This window comes from Metabacillus indicus LMG 22858 (genome assembly GCF_000708755.2).
GTDB classification, from domain to species: domain Bacteria; phylum Bacillota; class Bacilli; order Bacillales; family Bacillaceae; genus Bacillus_P; species Bacillus_P indicus.
In genome coordinates, this window is the sequence record NZ_JGVU02000001.1 from 473,009 (window position 1) to 492,915 (window position 19,907).

Annotated in this window: 22 protein-coding genes; 14 read left to right on the forward strand and 8 right to left on the reverse strand. The window is 43.2% G+C overall.

Features of this window, described 5'->3' with window-relative positions:
• Positions 1-28: 28 nt before the first annotated feature.
• Positions 29-478 (reverse strand): MarR family winged helix-turn-helix transcriptional regulator, encoded by a 450-nt coding sequence (locus AZ46_RS02290; RefSeq protein ID WP_029281845.1) that lies wholly within the window; start codon positions 476-478, stop codon positions 29-31.
• Positions 479-595: 117 nt separating this feature from the next.
• Between AZ46_RS02290 and AZ46_RS02295 the strand changes: the two genes are divergently transcribed.
• On the forward strand, positions 596-1,009 hold the full coding sequence (locus tag AZ46_RS02295; protein ID WP_029281844.1) for an organic hydroperoxide resistance protein: 414 nt from the start codon (positions 596-598) through the stop codon (positions 1,007-1,009).
• A 40-nt stretch (positions 1,010-1,049) separates the two neighbouring features.
• On the opposite strand, the gene AZ46_RS02300 is transcribed toward AZ46_RS02295, so the two are convergent.
• A complete protein-coding gene (locus AZ46_RS02300; RefSeq protein WP_029281843.1) occupies positions 1,050-2,177 on the reverse strand; it encodes a S8 family peptidase in 1,128 nt (375 codons plus the stop codon).
• A gap of 282 nt (positions 2,178-2,459) precedes the next feature.
• Here AZ46_RS02300 and AZ46_RS02305 point away from each other — a divergent pair, with 282 nt between their 5' ends.
• From AZ46_RS02305 to AZ46_RS02310, 3 genes are all read left to right on the forward strand, one after another.
• Positions 2,460-3,713: a helix-turn-helix domain-containing protein gene (locus tag AZ46_RS02305; RefSeq protein WP_029281842.1), complete on the forward strand. Its 1,254-nt coding sequence runs from the start codon at positions 2,460-2,462 to the stop codon at positions 3,711-3,713.
• Positions 3,714-3,732: 19 nt separating this feature from the next.
• Positions 3,733-3,888 carry a hypothetical protein gene (locus AZ46_RS21840; protein ID WP_158001601.1) on the forward strand — a complete coding sequence of 52 codons (156 nt, stop codon included), beginning with the start codon at positions 3,733-3,735 and terminating at the stop codon, positions 3,886-3,888.
• 883 nt (positions 3,889-4,771) lie between these two features.
• Positions 4,772-6,490, forward strand: coding sequence for a methyl-accepting chemotaxis protein (locus tag AZ46_RS02310; RefSeq protein ID WP_029281841.1), 1,719 nt, complete (start codon positions 4,772-4,774; stop codon positions 6,488-6,490).
• 24 nt (positions 6,491-6,514) lie between these two features.
• Here AZ46_RS02310 and AZ46_RS02315 read toward each other — a convergent pair whose 3' ends face one another.
• A complete protein-coding gene (locus tag AZ46_RS02315) occupies positions 6,515-6,844 on the reverse strand; it encodes a MerR family transcriptional regulator (RefSeq protein WP_029281840.1) in 330 nt (109 codons plus the stop codon).
• Between the two features lie 191 nt (positions 6,845-7,035).
• On the opposite strand from AZ46_RS02315, the gene AZ46_RS22115 reads away from it, so the two are divergent.
• A complete protein-coding gene (locus AZ46_RS22115; RefSeq protein WP_168713756.1) occupies positions 7,036-7,191 on the forward strand; it encodes a hypothetical protein in 156 nt (51 codons plus the stop codon).
• Here the strand turns inward: AZ46_RS22115 and AZ46_RS02320 are convergent.
• Entirely contained in the window at positions 7,183-7,443 is a 261-nt protein-coding gene (locus tag AZ46_RS02320; RefSeq protein ID WP_029281838.1) for a hypothetical protein, read from the reverse strand. The genes AZ46_RS22115 and AZ46_RS02320 overlap by 9 nt on opposite strands.
• A 151-nt stretch (positions 7,444-7,594) precedes the next feature.
• Here AZ46_RS02320 and AZ46_RS02325 point away from each other — a divergent pair, with 151 nt between their 5' ends.
• From AZ46_RS02325 to AZ46_RS02340, 3 genes are all read left to right on the forward strand, one after another.
• Positions 7,595-7,786 carry a hypothetical protein gene (locus tag AZ46_RS02325; RefSeq protein WP_029281836.1) on the forward strand — a complete coding sequence of 64 codons (192 nt, stop codon included), beginning with the start codon at positions 7,595-7,597 and terminating at the stop codon, positions 7,784-7,786.
• Positions 7,787-8,005: 219 nt separating this feature from the next.
• On the forward strand, positions 8,006-8,596 hold the full coding sequence (gene mobA, locus AZ46_RS02335) for a molybdenum cofactor guanylyltransferase (protein WP_051827036.1): 591 nt from the start codon (positions 8,006-8,008) through the stop codon (positions 8,594-8,596).
• An 87-nt stretch (positions 8,597-8,683) separates the two neighbouring features.
• On the forward strand, positions 8,684-9,142 hold the full coding sequence (locus AZ46_RS02340; protein WP_369732696.1) for a MarR family winged helix-turn-helix transcriptional regulator: 459 nt from the start codon (positions 8,684-8,686) through the stop codon (positions 9,140-9,142).
• A gap of 28 nt (positions 9,143-9,170) precedes the next feature.
• Here AZ46_RS02340 and AZ46_RS02345 read toward each other — a convergent pair whose 3' ends face one another.
• Complete coding sequence (locus AZ46_RS02345) at positions 9,171-10,001, reverse strand: hypothetical protein (protein WP_029281829.1); 831 nt, start codon at positions 9,999-10,001, stop codon at positions 9,171-9,173.
• A gap of 93 nt (positions 10,002-10,094) precedes the next feature.
• A complete protein-coding gene (locus AZ46_RS02350; RefSeq protein ID WP_029281827.1) occupies positions 10,095-11,942 on the reverse strand; it encodes a DNA ligase D in 1,848 nt (615 codons plus the stop codon).
• A 71-nt stretch (positions 11,943-12,013) separates the two neighbouring features.
• Here AZ46_RS02350 and AZ46_RS02355 point away from each other — a divergent pair, with 71 nt between their 5' ends.
• Positions 12,014-12,544 carry a D-glycero-alpha-D-manno-heptose-1,7-bisphosphate 7-phosphatase gene (locus AZ46_RS02355; protein WP_029281825.1) on the forward strand — a complete coding sequence of 177 codons (531 nt, stop codon included), beginning with the start codon at positions 12,014-12,016 and terminating at the stop codon, positions 12,542-12,544.
• A gap of 19 nt (positions 12,545-12,563) precedes the next feature.
• Here AZ46_RS02355 and ku read toward each other — a convergent pair whose 3' ends face one another.
• On the reverse strand, positions 12,564-13,421 hold the full coding sequence (gene ku / locus AZ46_RS02360; RefSeq protein WP_029281822.1) for a non-homologous end joining protein Ku: 858 nt from the start codon (positions 13,419-13,421) through the stop codon (positions 12,564-12,566).
• Between the two features lie 141 nt (positions 13,422-13,562).
• Between ku and AZ46_RS02365 the strand changes: the two genes are divergently transcribed.
• The gene (locus tag AZ46_RS02365) at positions 13,563-15,062 is read left to right on the forward strand and encodes an aldehyde dehydrogenase family protein (RefSeq protein WP_081870118.1); all 1,500 of its coding nucleotides are present in this window, start codon (positions 13,563-13,565) and stop codon (positions 15,060-15,062) included.
• A gap of 32 nt (positions 15,063-15,094) precedes the next feature.
• On the opposite strand, the gene AZ46_RS02370 is transcribed toward AZ46_RS02365, so the two are convergent.
• Positions 15,095-15,868: an undecaprenyl-diphosphate phosphatase gene (locus AZ46_RS02370; RefSeq protein ID WP_029281819.1), complete on the reverse strand. Its 774-nt coding sequence runs from the start codon at positions 15,866-15,868 to the stop codon at positions 15,095-15,097.
• A gap of 190 nt (positions 15,869-16,058) precedes the next feature.
• Between AZ46_RS02370 and AZ46_RS02375 the strand changes: the two genes are divergently transcribed.
• The 4 genes from AZ46_RS02375 to AZ46_RS02390 all read left to right on the forward strand — a co-directional run bounded on the left by AZ46_RS02375 (position 16,059) and on the right by AZ46_RS02390 (position 19,904).
• The gene (locus AZ46_RS02375; protein WP_029281816.1) at positions 16,059-16,679 is read left to right on the forward strand and encodes a DedA family protein; all 621 of its coding nucleotides are present in this window, start codon (positions 16,059-16,061) and stop codon (positions 16,677-16,679) included.
• A gap of 129 nt (positions 16,680-16,808) precedes the next feature.
• Entirely contained in the window at positions 16,809-17,612 is an 804-nt protein-coding gene (locus AZ46_RS02380) for a TerC family protein (RefSeq protein WP_029281814.1), read from the forward strand.
• 361 nt (positions 17,613-17,973) lie between these two features.
• Positions 17,974-18,720 carry an RNA polymerase sigma factor SigI gene (sigI, locus tag AZ46_RS02385; RefSeq protein ID WP_029281812.1) on the forward strand — a complete coding sequence of 249 codons (747 nt, stop codon included), beginning with the start codon at positions 17,974-17,976 and terminating at the stop codon, positions 18,718-18,720.
• Entirely contained in the window at positions 18,717-19,904 is a 1,188-nt protein-coding gene (locus AZ46_RS02390) for an anti-sigma factor domain-containing protein (RefSeq protein ID WP_029281810.1), read from the forward strand. Before sigI ends, AZ46_RS02390 begins: the two co-directional genes overlap by 4 nt.
• The last annotated feature ends 3 nt before the right edge of the window (positions 19,905-19,907 follow it).

The window sequence follows — 19,907 nt, forward strand, 5'->3', positions numbered from 1 at the left end:
ATCTATATATCGTCCATTTTTTCCTTTTTTAAACATTTGTATTGATAGACGTCAGCTTTTTCAGTAAATTTCTGAACTCAAGGTTTAATCGTTCAAAATCTTCCTGATTGAGTCCGCTCGCTGAAAGCATATATTCTGGAACGCGGTATGCTTCTGTTTGAAGTTTTCTGCCGCGCTCTGTCAAACAGATATTTACTTTGCGTTCATCTTTTTTTGAGCGGTTGCGCTGAACAAAACCGGCTTCTTCCAGTCTTTTCAGCAGCGGAGTAAGAGTGCCGGAATCCAGGAACAATTCCTTTCCAAGTGCTTTTACACTGATTTCTTCCTGTTCCCAGAGAACAAGCATGACAAGGTATTGAGGGTAGGTCAGCCCCAGTTCCTGGAGTATGGGCCTGTACAGTTTTGTCATTTCTCTTGAACAGGCATAAATGGAAAAGCATAGCTGCTGCTCCAGGCTGAGAGAGTTTTCTGATGCCATGATGAATGATTCTCCTGACATTTCATATTTGACAAGAACAGTATACCCTTGTTATATTAGTTTTGCAAAAATAAATTGTGCACAATTAAATTATACAAAATCAAAGGAGAGATTCACATGCAAAAGCTATACACTGCAACAGCATCAGCCATTGGCGGCAGGGAAGGACGGGTGCAGACCTCTGACAATTTCCTGGATCTTGCAATTGAGATGCCGAAAGCGCTGGGAGGACGCGGCGGAGAAGGAACGAACCCGGAACAGCTGTTTGCCGCAGGGTATGCAGCATGTTTTGACAGTGCACTGAACCTGGTTGCCCGTACTGAGCGTGAGAAAATTGGCCAGACAAAAGTCACTTCCCACGTTTCGATCGGCAAAGATGACTCCGGCTTTGGACTGTCGGTTGTACTTGAAGTTCATATTCCAGAGGTCTCAGAAGAACGCGCGATGGAGCTTGTTCAAAAAGCTCACGGCGTATGCCCGTATTCAAAAGCGGTCAAAGGTAATATTGAAGTGGAATTGAAAATTGTTTAAAGATAGAAAAGAGCTCACGCAGGACGTGAGCTCTTTTGCTTTATTGAATGGCGGCCTGGACATTAATCAATCCCGCACCATAATAAAATGGGTCGCCCAAAGGCAGAGCAGTGCTTTTCAGCCTGCTTCGGACTTCTGTATTAGACATGGATGGATATTTTGACAAAATAAGGGCTGCAGCACCAGCTACATGAGGCGAAGCCATTGAAGTTCCATTAAATGATGCATACTTATTTCCAGGAACCGAACTTAAAATATTTACACCCGGAGCCATCACTTCAAGTTCGCTGCCGACACTTGAAAATGAAGCTCTGGCATTTGCTGAATCAACGGCTCCAACAGCAATGGCAGAACTGTATTTGGCAGGATAGCCAATCGTATTCCGTTTGCCCTTTGTTCCGCTGTTTCCTGCAGCAGCAACAACGACTACTCCTCTGCTGTAAGCGAGGTCTACGGCCTGTTTAAGAGCTGTTGAATCCTGACTGCCGCCGAGGCTCATGTTAATAACATCCATACCATTAGCAACAGCCCACTCAATTCCCTGTGCGATTCCACTGTAGCTGCCGCTTCCTGTCGAATCAAGAACCTTTACAGCATAAAGAGAAACGTCCGGTGCAGTACCAAGCACTCCAACTGTATTATTTAATGCTGCTACAGTACCTGCTACATGAGTCCCGTGACTGTCTCCATCAACAAATGGATCGGGCTCATTTGGGATAAAGCTTGCTCCGCCAGAAACATTCAGATCTTCATGGGAAGCGTCAATTCCGGAATCGAGAATGGCAACTTTTACACCGCTTCCTTTCACCCCTGACGCCTGAACAGCGTCTGCTTTAATTTGTGAGATTCCGTAAGGCACCGATTGTCCAATGGCCTTTGCTTGGAAATCCTCTTCAACAAACAGTACGTTCGGGTTTTTCTCGAGTGCTGCCGCTGCCTGATCCGGCAGGGTGGCATGAACAACATTCATATATTTATATTGATGCTTGACCTTGCCCCCGAAACCGGAGATGATAGATGCCTTCATTTTAGAATCTTTAACAGTTGGTTTCATCCCGATGAGGTAATCTTTTTTTACTGTCTCCGCTCCTGCCGGCTGGATGGAAAATGCCATTGTGAAAGCTAGAATAGCAGCAAGAAGCAGACTGAAAATCTTTTTCTTTTTCATCAAATTCCCCCCTAGAATAAATAACTGAATAGATTGACTATTCTATTAATTATGCTACCATTTTAATAGAAGGTCTTGTATTGGGAAAAATGAGCCTTTTTTCACCGCTTAGTGCAGAAAAGCAGAGGGGTGTTTCCTCACAACTTTTAATATTGGGAAATAAGGTCGTATTTTTTCAATTAATTTCGGAAAATTAAGTCTATTTTCCCAATACGAAACGACAAGGAATCGTCATAATAAAGAGAGAATGACATATACAGATTAGTAGATGAGGTGCTGCCCATGGAAATCGGAAGTCGGATAAGGTTCTATCGCATACAGCAGAATATGACCCAGGAGGAACTGTCTAGAGGCATCATTTCCACTTCATACTTATCGAAAATTGAAAATAACCAGACCACAGCAAGCATCGAGGTGTTGGATTTCCTCTGCAGCAGACTTACAATCAACCTCATCGAAGAAGAAGAAATTCCGCTCATGAAGTCCCTGTTTGACTGGTACCATGATATCGTTCACCGCAGGCAGGATACTCTCAAAAAAAGATACGAAGAGCTCCGGGAGAAAATCCATTCCACAAGCGACACAACAGCCATGCTGTATTTTGTTCTTTTTGAGTTCAGATACTTGCTCACAGAAAGAGATTTTGCAGAAGCAGAAGCAAAGCTTGAGAAAATCAGCCTCTATAAAGATATCTTTGAAGAAAAAATGACGTACTATTACGAGAAATTCGTCGGGCTTCATCACTACCTTCAGAGCAAATATTCCTCAGCCCTCATGCATCTTAAAGGAGCTGAACGGTTTTTAACGAAGCATCTCCCCTTTGAAAAATGGGAAGAAGCGGATCTCTATTATTCAATCGCCCTTACCCTCAGCCAGCTGCGAAAGGCAGCCCTGGTCATTCAATATACTCACTTCGCATTAAATATCTACCAGTCAAGATATGATTTAATGAGGTGTGCTGAGTGCCAGATTCTGCTTGGGATTAATTATTTGAGGTGTGAGGAGTACAGCAGGTCAGAGGAAAGCTATCAGCTTGCCCGAAAAATAGCCGAACAGCTGAATGATAAAAGTTTACTGGGCATGATCTGCCATAACATGGGGTATTTAAGTTCTATCACCAAAAAATACGAGCAGGCAATTATTCATTACAACGAGGCCTTGAAGTACAAAAATAAACATGAGGCGTTAAGCACAATTTTCTCCATTCTCTACGCCTATTACCAGCTGGACAAGAAAGAGGAGGCCGAAAAGTGGATTCTTGAAGGCCAAACCATTTTAAAGCAGAATCCTAATCAGGAATATGCTTATCATTTTAAAGTCTATGCTTCTCTGCTAAAAGGCAACCTTTCAGCTGAATTTGAATTCTTTATGCTGGAAGTGGTAATTCCATACTTTATTGAACATGAAAAGCAGCAATATATTATCGAATACTCGGAGCTCATGGCCTCTTACTTCGAAGAGCGCCACAAATATAAATCAGCGGCACACTACTATCAAATCGTATGTCATGCTTTAAAAAGAGCTTATTCAAATTAGGAAAAGAGGAGAATGATTCATGAAGAAACTATTAGTTGGATTAACCACTGGCGTATTCTCTCTGGCATTTGCAGCGGGAGTTGGACTTTTCTCAGAACCGGACCATCCGAAAATTGTTTCTGAACCTGATCACCCGAAGATTGTTTCGGAGCCGGATCATCCAAAAATTGTTTAATCTTTAAACATAGGCTGTGACCAGCGAGTTTGGCTCGATACTATTTTTAGTAAAAAAAAACCGAACTAGGGTGCTAGTTTGGTTTTTTTATGTTTAAAGTCTATGAATGGATTCGTGTTTGTGTGTTTTTATACTAGTGTTGCCGCTTTTATCGGAGAAGGGTCTTAGTTTGTGGCGTCATTCGCTGTAGTGGTGCCACTTTTATCGTAGAAGGATCCTAGTATGTGGCATCATTCACTGTAGTGGTGCCACTTTTACCGGGAGTGAATTCTAGTTTGTGGCGTCATTCGCTGTAGTGGTGCCACTTTTAACTGGAGTGAAACCTAGTTTGTGGTGGCATTCGTTGGAGTGCTGCGTGGATCATTCTCTACTAACAACACTTTCCCTCATCAATTGAACCAAGTAAGTGTTCTATACCGTGAATAGCAACACTTTCCCTCATCAATTGAACCAAGTAAGTGTTCTATACCGTCAATAGCAACACTTTCCCTCATCAATTGAACCAAGTAAGTGTTCTATACCGTGAATAGCAACACTTTCCCTCATCAATCAAACCAAGTAAGTGTTCTATACCGCCAATTGCAACATTTTCCCTTAACCATTGAACCAAGTAAGTGTTCTAAACCGCTAGTAGCAACACTTTCCCTCATCAATTGAACCAAGTAAGTGTTCTATACCGTCAATAGCAGCACTTTCCCTCATCAATTGAACCAAGTAAGTGTTCTAAACCGTCAATAGCAACACTTTCCCCCATCAATTGCTCCATTCATTCTTTTGACCTGCCGATTTGCTAAATATTCTGCCAAAATGGCCGATGTATGGTGTATAAGTCTTTTTGCACACATACATACTAGGCAGATTTGGTTAAAAGGGAGGTCTGGAAATGAAGAAGTTAAAATTATGGAATGTAAAGAAGAGGTCAAACCTCACATTGAAGGGCAAGCTGCTGGGGAGTTTTTCGATTATCATGGTGCTCAGCCTGCTGATGGCTGGGTTTACGATTGCCGGTTTCACGATGGTCAACAGCCAGACGAAGAAAATTGTGCAGGAGGATATGCAGTCGCTGCTTGCTGAAGGGAAGCTGAGGGACAATATCACGCAGCGGGTTTCTTTGATCAGGGCATACTTCATTTATGGAAAAGATGAATACAAAGATCAGTATTATGAATTGACGGAAGAAAGCAAATCTCTTCAGAAAAACCTGCTTGAACGAAGTGTGAATCCTAAAAGCAGAGAGCTTATGGAAAAGAGTTCCGAGTGGGAGAAGATGGTTGAGGAAGATGTGATTAAAAGCTTTGATTCCGGAATGAGAGTGACAGCCAATCAGACGTTGAGAGGCGATGTTCAGAATCTTGCGGATGAGCTTACAAAGGGTTTTGACGCCCTGGCTGCAGAGCGCGAAAAATCGATTGTAAGAGATGGTGACGCCATCATCAGTCAGGGAAGATTGATTAATATCCTTGGAATTGTTTTGTCACTGCTAATTATCGGAGCGGGTATTTTTCTTTCTGTCCGGATTTCAAATGCCTTGACGAAACCAATTCATTCCATCGCCAAAAGGATGGAGGATATTTCAAAAGGGCAGCTGAATCATGAGCCTATGTCCCTTGATTCGAAAGATGAAATCGGCAGTCTTGTTGCAACTGTAAATGAAATGAATGTGCAGCTGAGCGGAATTGTCCGGGACATTTCGGAAGCATCAGTTGTTGTTTCAGCGCAAAGCGGTCAGCTGCAGGCTTCTTCAAAAGAGTTAAAAGCAGGAAGCGAACAAATTGCGTCAACGATGCAGGAGCTTTCATCGGGAGCTGAAACGCAGGCATCTTCCGCTTCGGATCTTTCTGAAACGATGGGTGAACTGATGGAATCCATTTACGTAGCGAATCAGAGCGGGGAGGCTGTTGCAAAGGCATCAGCTGAAGTCCTCACTCATTCGTATGCGGGGTATGAACTTATGAATGAATCTGTGAATCAGATGAACCGCATTAATGGACTCATGGAAACAACTGTTGAAAAAGTAGAGCATCTGGATGAGCAGTCAGAGAAAATATCCACTTTGGTGGATGTCATTCAGAGCATCGCAGATCAGACAAATCTTCTTGCTCTAAACGCAGCGATTGAAGCTGCCAGAGCGGGGGATCACGGCAGAGGGTTTGCGGTTGTCGCAGATGAGGTCAGAAAACTTGCTGAACAGGTATCAAGCTCGGTTGTTGATATTAACAAGATAGTCAGCAATGTCCGTAAAGAAACGGAAGAGGTGGCTGAAAACCTGAAGGATGGATATAAGCAAATTGTCAAAGGGTCTGCATCCATCAGTCAGACAGGGGAAAGTTTTTCCGAGATAAAAGAGTACATTGAAGAGATGTCGGGAAGAATCACGACCATTCAAAAGGATTTAAACCGTATTATGAAAAGCAGCGAAGTCATGAATGATTCCATTTCGAGCATTGCATCTGTATCGGAGGAGGCTGCGGCAGGGATTGAGCAGACTGCTGCTTCTGCAGAACAGTCAAGCCAGTCCATGGAAGAGATATCAGGACATGCTGATTCACTGGCTGCCGTCTCATCAAGACTTACACAGCTTGTAAACCGGTTTAAACTATAAAAAAATGAGGTGCCGCACGGCGCCTCATTTTTTATTGCGGAAGTGGAACTGTGCGTTCAGCTGGCCTTCAAGCATTTTTTTGCGGTAATCAGGGTTAGAACGCATTTCCTTCTTGCGCATTTCTTTCAGAATTTCATTCGTCTGCACGCCGTCTTCTCGTTTGTTGGCAATGTCCATTAATCGTTCTACATCCGAAAAAGAATACTTTCGTGTGCCTCTTGAGGTCCGCTGCGGAGAAATCAGATGCCTCTCCTCGTAATAGCGGATCTGGCGCAGGGATAACCCGGTAAGCTCGCTTACAATCCCGATTGAAATCACTTTTTTATCTTTATATGAGTGGTCTTGCTGTTCCATTTTTCCACCCCGCACTTTCATTTCTTTTTCCAATTATACCTTATGGAAATGAGTTGAAGTGCACTTTTGTCAGAAAATCTAACATGAATTGTCAGGTTTATGAAAAACATTGTGAGTTTATTTAACAACAATGATGATTTATGAATCTTTTCTCATTACACTTGAATTAACAGATTGAAGGAGGAGACACCATGGATTTGAAGAAGGCAGCTGAAATTGCCAGGATGATTGTAGAACTGGATGTAAGGAGGGATGAAATGCTTGAGGATCTGCAGAATGAAATCGGAAAGGATGCGCATGAATTTCTGAGGTACATGCAAAACTCATGCCTGAAAAAGTCATCCTGATCTTCTGGCCATTCGGGAAGGAAGAAAATTCGTTAAAAAATGACTGAGCTCAAAAAGATAGTCTTCTGTAAACATAGAAGTTACATCGCTGAAGCGGTCATATCTGTGTTCATAGGCACATAAAAGCAGCAGTATCCCGGATTTGAATTCAGCAATATACAGCTGTTCGTTTTTCGGTTCAAGTGTATTCAGAAAATAGATTTGATGCCGTTCGTCACGTGTACGATAAGCAATCGGGCGGATATGCTTCATCGTCAAGCCTCCTCCATGTAAGATCCTGAGACTAGTCTTGACCGTTTACGGCTTTTTAACACATTCAGCTGAACTTTTACACTGGCTTAACCGTGGACTTACAATCAGCGGGTAAAGTGATAACTAGACAGTTTGAAAGGAGAAGTGAAAAATGAGCAAATTGTTCAGGAAAGCTCTTGAAGATCAAAGGGTTTTTTACAGCAGGAAATTGAACTCGCTCGGCATATACGACCAAGAGGTGCTTAGCAGCATGACGCTGTCTGAATTAAAAAAGGAATATCAGCATTTTTACAGCAGTGTGCCTTTTATGAAACTCACCCATAAAAAACCTGTGCAGCCGTAGAATACGGGTTTATGCTCTTCAGAGCGGGCGAAATTTGCAAAATTGATGCCATTCTTCTAATCAGCTTTCCTCATGAAATCCCCGCCAAAAGCCGAGAGGTTCTCCGGCTTTTTTTGCTGTCTGGAAAACTCGCGGTGCAGGAACAGAGGGAAAAAGAGAAGATAGCCTCGGGACACGAAATTGTGGTAAGATGATAAAAAGAAGTTACCGGAGGCATTTATGACAGTTGCAGGTATTGTACTGGCCGGCGGAATGTCGCGGCGCTTTCAGTCTGACAAGGCATGTGAACCATACAAAAACGGCACATTCCTCTCGCATTCATATACGGAATTGAAAGCGGTATCAGATACTGCGGCAGTCTCCGGGCGCAAATGGAAAGATCCCGGGATCACAAGTTTTGAAGACTGTCCTCCTTTTAAAGGACTTGGACCGCTTGCCGGAATTTACTCGGCTATGAAAATAGTAAAATCTGAATGGTACCTGGTCCTTGCTTGTGACATGCCGCTTATTGACCGGCAGACTCTCTCTGTCTTTACGGGGTTGAAAACGGCTGGACATTCAGCTGTTGTACCTGTTATAAACGGAAAAGTTCATCCGCTTTGTGCGATGTACCATTGCTCGCTGCTTCCTGTACTGCAGAAACAGCTTGAGGACAGGGAACTGAAAATGATGTCACTGCTGCATGCCGCAGAGCCGCTTATGCTCGATCAATCGCATTTTGACCGGCCTGACCAATTTGCAAATATCAATAAAAAAGAGGATCTCGTCTTACTGAATGAGTCAAAGTTCCAGCATGAAAGAAGCCTTTAAAAAACAGTGTTTTCGTAGTAAAATAATCCATATGGTTTTTTGAATTTTTAGATATCTTCACAATGTTAAGGTAAGAGGGCGATGAGAATGAAGTCTTATACAAATGAAGAACTTGAACTTGCACTGAATCTTTTTAAAACGTTTGCGAGAGCATTTAAGAGTGTTTCTGAACATTCAATCCGTGACAGCAAGGAACACGGGTTTAACCCGACAGAGTTTTCAGTGCTTGAACTTCTTTATACGAAAGGACCGCAGAAGCTTCAGCAAATTGGCTCGCGTCTTTTGCTTGTCAGCGGGAATGTTACGTATGTGATTGATAAGCTGGAAAAGAATGAATTTATATACAGGGAGCAGGATCCAAAAGACAAGCGTTCTGTTTATGCCAATCTTACTGAAAAAGGAAGAACCTACCTGGATGAGATCTATCCGGTACATACATTGCGGATGGCCCGGGCTTTCTCCGGCCTGTCCATCGACGAACAGCAGCAGCTGATGGCTTTGCTGAAAAAAGCAGGCGTTCACAGTCAGCATTTGCTTTTCAGATAAAAAATCCCGAATCCGGGATTTTTTATTTTTAATCAGCGTGAAGTTTGACAGCATCCTGTGTCCATTTCCACATCAGGCAGCTCACTGCGATAAAGAACAGATGGAGCGCTGTGAACGAGGCGAAGCCGGTGTGATAAGTAAATAATCCATTTTCCAGCAGGCAATAGTGAGTGATGAGAAGGATAAGAAAAAGCAGCAGTTTAATGGCTCTGCGGCGGATTAGGACGATCAGTGTGTAAAAAAAGCAGGCAATGCTGAAAAAGACCGAGTTTGCTGCAAGATGATCACGGACGGGATTTTCAAACCATCCCGGCTGAAACAAATACATGGTAAGCGGAACGGTTGCTGCCCATGTGATTGTTAAGGATACGCTCAAATTCATAAAGTAAAGGCCGAGTTTGGCAGCGGGCTGATTGTCCTTTTTCAGCAGCCTGTACCACCAGGATGAAATGAGAAAGGCAACAGGCAGCAGCAAAGTTGTATAGTAAACTTTCCACCAGTGATGCTCATAAATCCCCAAATGCAAAAAGAACAATTCTACAGCTGACATGCCAAAACTGATCAGCAGCATCACCGGAAAGGTGAGCCTGTAAAATGCAGCTGTGACTCCAATCATCGGGACAATCATGAGCTGGCTGAAAATAGAGCCAAATGAGCTGTCTGAGAAAGGGTCACTGAAAACTTCCGGTTTATATGTATAAGAATGAAAGAAAACAAAGATGACTACTTCAAAAATAATCGCAAGCCCCGCATTTAACAGCCACAGAGGAACGAGCATGAGACGGTCTTTTCGAGCAGCTGCATAAGCAAGCGCTGCGGTTGCTGCGAGAAGGAGAAAGAACCAAAAAAAATTCGGCATAGGTCAGGCCTCATTTATATAAGAGTATGACTTATTTTTGTCATTCTCCAGGTGAATTATGTTTGGCTTAATAAATTCGGGATCATGGCGCTGTTATTCTTTTGATTTTTGCTCCTCGATGAAATGCAGGATTTGCGTTATCACTTTATCCTGCGGAGATGTAAAAAAATCTGCAAATGGACATGGCTGATCCTGCAGGCGATCGGCAACAGTGTTCATTGTATAGGAGTCGGGATTAAGGCTGTCCTTTACTTCCTCCCAATAGAGCGGTGCTGCTGCATAGGCTCCGGCAGGATTTCCCCTGAGAGAATAGGGTGAGATGATGGTCTTTCCTTCTGCATGCTGAATATAATCGACATACAGCCTGTTTCCGCGGTTTTTCTTCAGTCGTTCAATCGTAAATGCTTCAGGGAATACCTGTACAAGATAAGAAGCAATAAATTCTGTAAAGCTTCTCGTCTGCTCGTAGGAAAATGTCCCCTCCGTTATGGGGATGTGAATCTGGATGCCTTTTCCTCCTGAAAGCTTTGGAAAAGACGTAAGAGAGAATGATTCAAATAGTTTGTGCATTTCAAGAGCCGCTTTTACAGCAAGTCCAAATTCATTTCTTGAAGGCGGGTCAAGGTCAAATACGATTTCATTTGGCTGATGGGACTTTCGGGTCTGAAAGGGAACGTGAAATTCGATGGCACCCTGGTTGCCGAGCCACAATAAAGTGGAGTGGTCGTTGCAGAGAATGTACTCTATTCCTTCATGTAATGATGTTTTAATAAAATCCGGCGCGTAGTCAGGGCAGTTTTTCTGATAAAAAGCTTCATCAGAAGTACCGTGCGGATAGCGGATGACAGTCAAGTGTTTATCTTCAAGAAAAGGGAGCATGCTTTCAGAAACATCAATCAAGTAAGCAAGATAATCTTCCTTTGACCTCACCGGTTTGTTCCAAAGAGGCTTGTCAGGGTTAGTAAGCTGAATGTCTTCATGAACGGAAACAGAATGTACTTTAAGCTGTGACCATGTGCAGAGTTCATGAGAAAGGTCAAATCTGAACGCATGAAATGAAGGCTCACGCAATTGATTTTTGTACAGTCCGAGAAATTGAAGTTCCACACAGATTGCTGGAGCAATCGTAATCCATTGGGAATCTTCCGTCTCTTTATTTTGTCTGAGAATCTCCACTAGGGATTCTCTTTTTTCCCCCTCAAGCCCGTGGGAAAATACACCGGCTTCCTTAATCGTGCCGTGATCGTATGTGCCGGTTTTAAAGTATCCGTTTTTCTTGTCATATCCGAGAATAAATACAAGGCCGTATTTATAGTTTTTTATTTTGAGCCAGTTTTTTGTCCGGATGCCCGGCTCCCACCTGCTGGTTAGATCTTTCGCCACAATTCCTTCTGAGTCATGGCGTATCGCATTCTTAAACAGGGCATCTCCGTCTGAGAAAGAGGGGACATATTGTATGCGGACTTCCCCGGGTGCGGGGGTGAGCGGAAAACCGCATGCTTCAGAAAGAGATAAGAGTTTCTCCTTTCTGATTTTTAAAGGGGAAGCAGCTGTCTTTTCACCGGCGCACTCTATAAGATCAAACACCAAAAACGTACATGGATCAGTGTGTACTGCACGCTGGATATTCTCCTCCTTTTTCAGCCTGCCCCGCTTTTGAATCTTCTCAAATGATGCTTTGTGCGCACTTTGCAAAACGGTTAATTCCCCGTCAAGTGTACAAGGCATAAACGGCTGAAACTTGGAAAAGCTTGAACGGACAGCTTCTATGATTTCGGGAAAAAGAGGAGCAAGGTCTTTTCCGTTCCGGCTTGTAAAGGAAATGGCTGATTCTGAGATGGAAAGAAGGGCTCTGAATCCGTCAAATTTTATTTCAAAGCTCCATTGGCTTCCTTCAGGCTTCTTTAAAGAAAGAGATGGAAGCATTGGTTTTACATACATAGCAGACTTCCTTTGCTTTTTATTACTCTTACTATTTCTTATTAACGATTTGTTTATGAAAGGATGTTCTAATGATGAAAGCCGTATTTTTGGACCGTGATGGTGTGATAAACGAAGTGCTTACAGAGAGGGTCCGCTTTGTGAACAATCCCTCTCAGCTTTATCTGCTTGCCGGCGCTGCAGAGGGCGTGCGGATTCTGTGCGATAAAGGCTATAAAGTGTTTGTCGTCACCAATCAGGGCGGAGTTGGACTTGGGTATATGAAAGAGGCTGTCCTTAAAGATATCCACCGTAAAATGGTTGAAGAGATTGAAAAAGCGGGAGGGAAAATCGAAGAGGTCGCCTATTGTGCACATTCCCCGCATGCCGGCTGCGAATGCAGAAAGCCCGGTTCTCTCATGATTACAGATCTTGCTGAACGGCATGGCATTACAATAGAAGAAAGTTACATGATCGGTGACAGGGATGTGGATATAATGGCCGGAAAAAAAGCCGGAACCAAAACCATTCTGGTCGGCTCAACTGATCATGGCGCGGATATGAATTTTCCTTCTCTGCTTGATGCCGCGAAATGGATTGGGGGACAGCAGGAATCCCGCTGATCGCTCAGCGGGACTGTCCTTACGCTTTTTTTCTGGCTGTTTTCGTTTTTTTGCCGGCTTCCGGTTTTTTCTTTGTTTTTGCAGCTGGTTCTTTTGCTGCCGGCTTTTCTTTGGATTTGTCAATGCTTGCCTGAAGGGCGCTCATCAAGTCAACGACATTTTCACGCGGAGCATCTGCAGGTGTTTTGCCCTCATTCTTGCCGGCTTTTTTCTGGATCAGATTCAGGAGTGCTTCCCGGTAGTCATCTTTATAAGATTCTGGATTGAAAGAGGTTGTCAGCTGGTCAATGAGCATGATTGCTGTATCAAGTTCCTTTTCCCCCAGATCTGTCTTCTCCGGGACACTTGGAACGTCTGATGCTTTTCGGACTTCATCCGGGTAATGAATGGTTTCCATTACAATCGTATTCTGGTATACCCTCAAAACGGCGAGCTGCTGTTTGGAACGGATGGTCATTTCTGCAACACCGATCTTACCCGATTTCAGCAGGGCTTCGCGAAGAAGGGAATATGCCTTTGCTCCATTTTCGCCGGGGCCTATAAAATAAGAGCGATTAAAGTAGATCGGATCGATTTCATCAAGGTTGACAAAGTCGATAATTTCAACCGCTTTATCTTCAAGCTCCTGCTTGAGCTGCTTGAGTTCATCTTCTTCAAGGATGACAAATTTTCCTTTTACGTATTCGTAGCCTTTTACAATGTCGTCATTTCCGACTGCTTCATCACAGTTCGGGCATTTCTTTTCATATTGAATGGGTGTATGGCATTTACTGTGCAAATTCCTCAGTTTCACATCTTTATCTTCAGTAGCGGCATATAATTTAACCGGTATATTGACCAGTCCAAAACTGATGGATCCTTTCCAAATGGTGTGCATATCAGATCTCCTGCTTTCCTTGATGATATATCATTAGGTTTGCCAGAATTTCTGTGATAATGTGCAGCTTCCGTTCAGCTGTTTATTGTTTATGATCTTTTTAAATGGGAATATTTCTAGAAAAGAACAGGAGGGGAAGACATGGAGCACAGTAAATCTGCGGCAAAATTAAACTCGGCTGAAATGGCAGTGGCAGGATCCGTTGATCAGACATCTGATTTCCGCATCAGCCAAATCATGAATTCTTCAAGAAGAGCGTTTGCCTCCTGGAGAGAAAAGAGTACAGGTGAACGGTTGTCATATCTGAAAAAGCTCAAACACGTACTGATTGACCATATGGAGGAATGCATTGAAGTTCTCGCAGCCGACACCGGAAAAGTAAAAATAGAAGCTGTTACAGCAGATTTAATGCCTGTCCTTGACACATTGTCCTTTCTTGAGAAAAATGCTGAAAAAAGTTTGAAGGCGAGGCGTGTTAAAACACCGATCCACTTTATAGGGAAAAAAAGCTACATTGAATATATGCCAAGAGGAGCCGCTCTCATTATTTCGCCATGGAATTATCCCCTCCAGCTCGCACTCGTGCCTGTCGTAAATGCTCTGGCGGCAGGAAATACCGTTATTTTGAAGCCTTCGGAAATAACCGCTGAAACAGGATTGTTTATTGAAAAAGCCGTCCAGCTTGCAGGTTTTCCGGATGGAGTCATTCAGGTTGTTCATGGTGGAAAGGAAACGGGGCAGACGCTGGTTAAGGCTAAACCGGATTTTATCTTTTTTACAGGGTCTGCTGCTGCAGGCAAGAAGATTCAGGAAGAAGCCGCAAAGACCCTGATTCCCGTTACACTGGAGCTTGGCGGGAAGGACCCCTTCATCGTTTTTGAAGATGCAAATCTTGAAAGAGCAGCGAAGGCTGCTGCATGGGGTTCCTTCACAAACAGCGGGCAGGTCTGCATGAGTACAGAGAGAATTTATGTGCAGGAGGCTGTGTATGAAACATTTCTTGATCTGCTCGTATCCGAAACAGTCAAGCTGAAGCAGGGGCGGGGTGAGGATGATGATATCGGCGCGATGACACATCCGTCGCAGCTTTCAGTGATAAAGGACCACGTGGAAGATGCTGTTGAGGGTGGCGCACGACTCATTGCGGGGGCGCTTCCTGAAAACTGGGAGCTGTCAGAAGGCCTGTTCATTAAGCCGATGGTATTTGCAGACGTAAAGCAGCACATGAAAATTATGCAGGATGAAACCTTTGGGCCTGTTGCAGCCGTCATGCCGTTTCAGTCTGAAGAAGAAGCCATTGCTCTGGCCAATGATTCGGTCTACGGGCTGAATGCAAGCGTCTGGAGCAAAGATCTTAAAAAAGCCAAGCGTGTTACTTCAAGACTTGAAACTGGTAACGCCGTTATTAATGATGTGATGATGTCCATAGCCAACCAGCATCTCCCTTTCGGAGGAGTGAAACAGAGCGGAATCGGAAAGTATCACGGCAAGGACGGAATCCGCCGCTTTTGTCATGAGAAATCAGTCATGGTGGACAGGGGCAGAAAAAAGACAGAGATGCAGTGGTATCCTTACAAAAACAAGTACACGAAAGTAAAGTCGCTTTTAAAGATGCTTTACGGCAGGAAAAACAAACACTAAAAAACAGCGGAAAAGGCTCCGCTGTTTTTCTGTTACCCCTTAAACTGAATGAATAGAATAACCGCTCCCAATACCCATACGTAAACCGCAAAGCCCCTCAACGAATGATTCTTCACAAATTGGATCATCCACTTAACAGCCACATATCCTGTCAGTGCAGCACTTAGCGTTGCAACGAAAAGAGGAAAGAAGCCAATAGTCGCGGCCTCGCCTGAAAACAAATCGGATACTTGAAAAAGAATGGCTCCGAAAATAGCAGGGATTGACAGAAGAAACGAAAAATAAGCAGCTGTTTCTTTGTCAATTCCTCTCATAAGAGCCCCTACGATCGTCATTCCCGATCTTGAAATGGCAGGGAAGATGGCAAGTGCCTGAAAGGAACCGATGAAAAAGGCATCAAAAACGGTGAGGTCATCGAGTTTCTTTGCTCCTTTTTTTATGGAATCAGCAAACCATAAAAATGCTCCGGTAATAAGAAACTCCCATCCGATCGTTGCCCCTGATTTGCTGATGCCGTCAAAAAAATCGCTGATGAAAACACCTGCCGCAACCGCAGGCAAGGTTCCAACAGCAAGCAGAAGAGTTAATTTGCTGAATGGCTGTTTCAAAAGCTTCCATAGAATATCTTTGTAAAAGACAATCAGGGCGATAAATGTGCCGATATGAAGCATCGTATCGAGAAAAATCCCGCCGTCCTTCATGCCAAACAGCATTCTGCCCAAGTAAAGATGGCCAGTTGAACTGATGGGAAGAAATTCCGTCAGTCCCTGAATGACGCCCAAAATAAACGCCTGAATCCAGTCCATTTTCATCACCCCTGTAAAATAAGCGTTCATAAAAATGCCAAAATAAAAGTATTGTAAAGTTGTCCCTTTTTAATGGTATGTATAGTATGATAGCTTGTAGAACTGAAAGGCTGATTTGTGCGGCTGCTTCTGATAAAAGGAAAGGACTGCACGGATTCAAAGCCTTGAATAAAGGAGTCTGGAACTGAATATGGAACATTACATACTTGCTTTTATTGAGTACTTTAAAGACCTCTCCTATTTTGGGGTGCTTTTTGCTCTTTGTTTTGAATTTGTGCCTGCCGAGATTGTTCTGCCGCTCGCCGGATACTGGGTGTATCAGGGAGATATGCTGCTGTGGGGCACTGTGCTTGCCGGCACGATCGGCGGTACTATCGGTCCGCTTACCCTTTATGCACTTGGCCGCTATGGAGGAAGACCCTTCCTCATCAAATATGGAAAATACATGTTTATCAATGAAGAAAGTCTCGCTAAAGCGGATTTGTTTTTCGAAAAAAACGGGGCTATGGTTGCTTTTACAGCAAGGTTTCTGCCAGGAGTCCGAACGCTGATCTCCATTCCATGCGGCATGGCAAAAATGAACGTCTGGGTATTTTCCATCTATACCTTTGCAGCTATGCTGCCGATCACATTCCTGTATGTTTATCTCGGATTTAAGCTTGGGGATAAATGGGAGCAGGTGGGCGGAATGGCGAACGATTACCTTCTTCCTGCCGCTGCAGTCATCGTAGCTGCGTTTATTTTGTACAAATTCATCACAAGAAAAGCCATCAAGCCATCAGCCATTTCTCAGGATAAGAAAATCAGCTAAAAACACTTGCTGCATCCCGACATGGATTTCCCGAAACATCTTTTCCAACATTAGGAAAAGATGTTTTTTTGATAAGAGTGAAAGGAAATTGGGTATATAGAGAAAATACAGATATAGGAGGAATGTTGAATGGATGTTGCCCTTTTGCTTGAATACGGGTGGGTATTGCTTGTTTTAATTGCACTGGAGGGAATTCTTGCGGCAGACAATGCTCTTGTTATGGCCGTGATGGTTAAGCACCTACCTGATGATCAAAGGAAGAAAGCCCTGTTTTACGGACTTGCAGGAGCTTTTGTCCTGAGATTCGGCTCGCTTTTTTTAATTTCATTTTTGGTGGATGTCTGGCAGGTACAGGCAATAGGGGCTGTTTATCTGCTGTTTATTGCCATAAATCATTTAGTGAAGAAATTCGTTTTAAAAAAGGATTTGCATGGTGAAAAGGACAGAAAAGAATCAGGCTTTTGGATGACGGTCCTTAAAGTGGAACTTGCAGACATTGCGTTTGCGGTTGATTCTATCCTTGCGGCAGTCGCACTTGCAGTAACACTGCCTGCAACGGGACTGCCGGAAATCGGCGGTCTGGATGGCGGACAGTTTGCCGTCATTTTGGCCGGGGGCATCATTGGCCTGGTTATCATGAGATTTGCAGCGAGCTTTTTTGTCGCCCTGCTGCAAAAACGTCCGAGTCTTGAGACTGCTGCATTTGTCATTGTGGGCTGGGTGGGAGTGAAGCTTGCTTTGTACACGCTCGCTCACCCGGATATTAACATCATCGATAAACATTTCATTGAATCTGCAACATGGAAGCTTATCTTCTGGATTGTACTTGCAGGAATCGCTGTTGCCGGGTGGCTGTTATCCAAAGATGAAAGCATCCAGCCGGAATCAGAAGAAGAGAAGCTTGTGGAAAAAGCTGAAGACCGCCTTGATTAAGCACCCTTTACGGGGTGTTTTTTTTATTGAAGATAAATGACATTTTATGGATGGAATGGATGATTTATATTAAAATTTTTACAATTAATCAACTTTTACCCTGGATTCCCACCTTTATTTGTAACCTTTTTGTAAAAAAACTAATATTACACCCTCAAATTCCAAACTCGCTTCGTAGCTGTTTAGTAAGAAAAAAGAAAGGAGAACAACCTTAATAATTCTTCATCTGTTGCTTCATCAACGCCTGAAAGGTTCATCTTTACCTCAAGGCTCTCACGATTCCAAATTTCTTCCTTTGCGCTCTCAGGGCAAATTAGCTATGATTATACGAAGTAATATGGGAGAACTGAGGTGAGAACCGGTGCTTAGCCTGTTGTTTAAACTTGGCAAAAAGAAACCAACTTTAGAAGAAACTGTCCTGCAGATCCAGGACGGCGACAAACAATTGCAGAACACATTAATTGACCAGTATAAACCTTTCGTGGCAAAAACCGTTTCTTCGGTGTGCAAAAGGTATATTGATGAAAAAGACGATGAATTCAGCATTGGTTTAATTGCCTTTAATGAGGCCATTGAAAAATATTCAACTGAAAAGGGAAGTTCCCTGCTCGCTTTTGCCGAATTGATTATAAAGAGAAAAGTCATTGACTATATTCGGAAAGAAGCAAGAAACGCACAAACAGTAAATATTGATCTTCAGGAACACGAAGAAGGCGAAGCTTCGCAGAGCAAGATAGAAGCGGAGCTGTCCGTTGAAGAGCATCAAAAGCTCATTGAACAGGAGCAGCGGAGGGAAGAGATCGTTTATTTCCATAAAGTGCTCCAGGAGTTCGGCCTTTCTTTTTCAGAGCTGATGGAGAATTCTCCAAAACATATGGATGCAAGGCAAAATGCAATAAAAGTAGCTCAAGTTCTGATTGAGCACGATGAGCTGAAGCGGATTTTGTTTGCGAAAAAACAGCTTCCAGTTAAACAGCTTGAATCGCTTGTATCTGTCAGCCGCAAAACAATAGAGAGAAACAGAAAATATATTATTGCCATGACAATTATTTTATCGGGGGATTACGTTTATCTGAAAGACTATATAAGAGGGGTGCTTCAATCATGAAAAAAGGGATCGTCGTTGACCGTAATGATGATTATGTTACATTGCTTACCCCTGATGGACAATTTTTGAAAGCAGCAAAACAAAAACGTTCATACGAGCTGGGTGAGGAAATTACTTTTTTTCAGCTTTCAGATACAAGCGAAAGAGCATCAAAATCAGTAAGTATTTTTAATCTGCGCGGAATTCGAAACGGGTTACTTGCAGTTGCAGCTCTTATTCTTATTTTTTTTACCGTGCTGCCCGTTTTGAAAGAGGACAGAGTATATGCTTATATGACGATTGATATCAATCCAAGCTTTGAGCTTCAATTAAATGAAGAACTTAAAGTCATAAGGATTGAACCCATGAATGAAGATGGGAAGGCTATGCTTGCCGAACTGAAAGACATGAATAAACGCAGTGTATCAGATGTCTTTTCAACCATTGTGGACAAAAGCAAATCTCTCGGCTATTTAACAGACGATAAAGAGATTTTTGTGACGACGGTAACAGCAGATGACAAGCATGAAGAGACAAAAAAGAAAATGCTTGCAGATGTTGTGCGCCTGAAAGAGTCCTACAAGGAGCAAAGCCTGAATGTTCAGGCGGTAGAGACAGATGTTGAAACACGCAATAAAGCAGTGGAACAAGGGATTTCTACTGGTAAATATGTAAGACTTCAAAAAACAGAACAAGCTGATCCTGCAGAGAAAGAAGAAGCGGAAAAGCGCAATGAAGAGGAAAAGGCTGAGAAAGAGACAGAACCAGCCAAAAAGGAATCTCCTGAAACGGCACCTCCTGTTAAAGATACGCCTAAAGCGCCAAAAAAGGATAAAGAAGCGCCTGGCCTGAAAGAGGACGAAGACAAGGAAATCGACAAAAAGCCTGTTGTTCCAAAACCTCCTAAAGAAAAAGAAACGGACATGAAGATTGAGAATCAGTCAGAAAAAGAAAAGGCTGAAGGAAAACAATCAAGAAAAGAAGCAGATAAAGCGAGAAAAGAAAGAGAGAAAGAAAAAAAGCGGAATGAAGAGAAATCCCGTGATGAAGATGATGACAGCAGAGACGCCGGCAGCCGCGATGGATCTTCATACTGGAACAGCTACAATCGTGACCGGGATGATGACCGCGACGAAAATGAAGAGAACGACAACGACGACAATGACGATGATGATAATGAGGGGTCAAGATCTGATCGTGATTGAAAC

Excerpts from the sequence above, each read along its gene's own strand:
- AZ46_RS02325 (WP_029281836.1), top strand. The coding sequence starts at position 7,595 with ATGAGCAAATTGTTCAGGAAAGCTCTTGAAGATCAAAGGGTTTTTTAC.
- AZ46_RS02390 (WP_029281810.1), top strand. The coding sequence starts at position 18,717 with ATGAAAAAAGGGATCGTCGTTGACCGTAATGATGATTATGTTACATTG.
- AZ46_RS02350 (WP_029281827.1), bottom strand. The coding sequence starts at position 11,942 with ATGTATGTAAAACCAATGCTTCCATCTCTTTCTTTAAAGAAGCCTGAA.
- AZ46_RS02295 (WP_029281844.1), top strand. The coding sequence starts at position 596 with ATGCAAAAGCTATACACTGCAACAGCATCAGCCATTGGCGGCAGGGAA.
- AZ46_RS02290 (WP_029281845.1), bottom strand. The coding sequence starts at position 478 with ATGGCATCAGAAAACTCTCTCAGCCTGGAGCAGCAGCTATGCTTTTCC.
- mobA (WP_051827036.1), top strand. The coding sequence starts at position 8,006 with ATGACAGTTGCAGGTATTGTACTGGCCGGCGGAATGTCGCGGCGCTTT.
- AZ46_RS02305 (WP_029281842.1), top strand. The coding sequence starts at position 2,460 with ATGGAAATCGGAAGTCGGATAAGGTTCTATCGCATACAGCAGAATATG.
- AZ46_RS02340 (WP_369732696.1), top strand. The coding sequence starts at position 8,684 with ATGAAGTCTTATACAAATGAAGAACTTGAACTTGCACTGAATCTTTTT.
- AZ46_RS02310 (WP_029281841.1), top strand. The coding sequence starts at position 4,772 with ATGAAGAAGTTAAAATTATGGAATGTAAAGAAGAGGTCAAACCTCACA.
- AZ46_RS02355 (WP_029281825.1), top strand. The coding sequence starts at position 12,014 with ATGATGAAAGCCGTATTTTTGGACCGTGATGGTGTGATAAACGAAGTG.
- AZ46_RS21840 (WP_158001601.1), top strand. The coding sequence starts at position 3,733 with ATGAAGAAACTATTAGTTGGATTAACCACTGGCGTATTCTCTCTGGCA.
- ku (WP_029281822.1), bottom strand. The coding sequence starts at position 13,421 with ATGCACACCATTTGGAAAGGATCCATCAGTTTTGGACTGGTCAATATA.
- AZ46_RS02380 (WP_029281814.1), top strand. The coding sequence starts at position 16,809 with ATGGATGTTGCCCTTTTGCTTGAATACGGGTGGGTATTGCTTGTTTTA.
- AZ46_RS02345 (WP_029281829.1), bottom strand. The coding sequence starts at position 10,001 with ATGCCGAATTTTTTTTGGTTCTTTCTCCTTCTCGCAGCAACCGCAGCG.
- AZ46_RS02370 (WP_029281819.1), bottom strand. The coding sequence starts at position 15,868 with ATGGACTGGATTCAGGCGTTTATTTTGGGCGTCATTCAGGGACTGACG.
- AZ46_RS02300 (WP_029281843.1), bottom strand. The coding sequence starts at position 2,177 with ATGAAAAAGAAAAAGATTTTCAGTCTGCTTCTTGCTGCTATTCTAGCT.
- AZ46_RS02315 (WP_029281840.1), bottom strand. The coding sequence starts at position 6,844 with ATGGAACAGCAAGACCACTCATATAAAGATAAAAAAGTGATTTCAATC.
- AZ46_RS02320 (WP_029281838.1), bottom strand. The coding sequence starts at position 7,443 with ATGAAGCATATCCGCCCGATTGCTTATCGTACACGTGACGAACGGCAT.
- AZ46_RS02365 (WP_081870118.1), top strand. The coding sequence starts at position 13,563 with ATGGAGCACAGTAAATCTGCGGCAAAATTAAACTCGGCTGAAATGGCA.
- AZ46_RS02375 (WP_029281816.1), top strand. The coding sequence starts at position 16,059 with ATGGAACATTACATACTTGCTTTTATTGAGTACTTTAAAGACCTCTCC.
- AZ46_RS22115 (WP_168713756.1), top strand. The coding sequence starts at position 7,036 with ATGGATTTGAAGAAGGCAGCTGAAATTGCCAGGATGATTGTAGAACTG.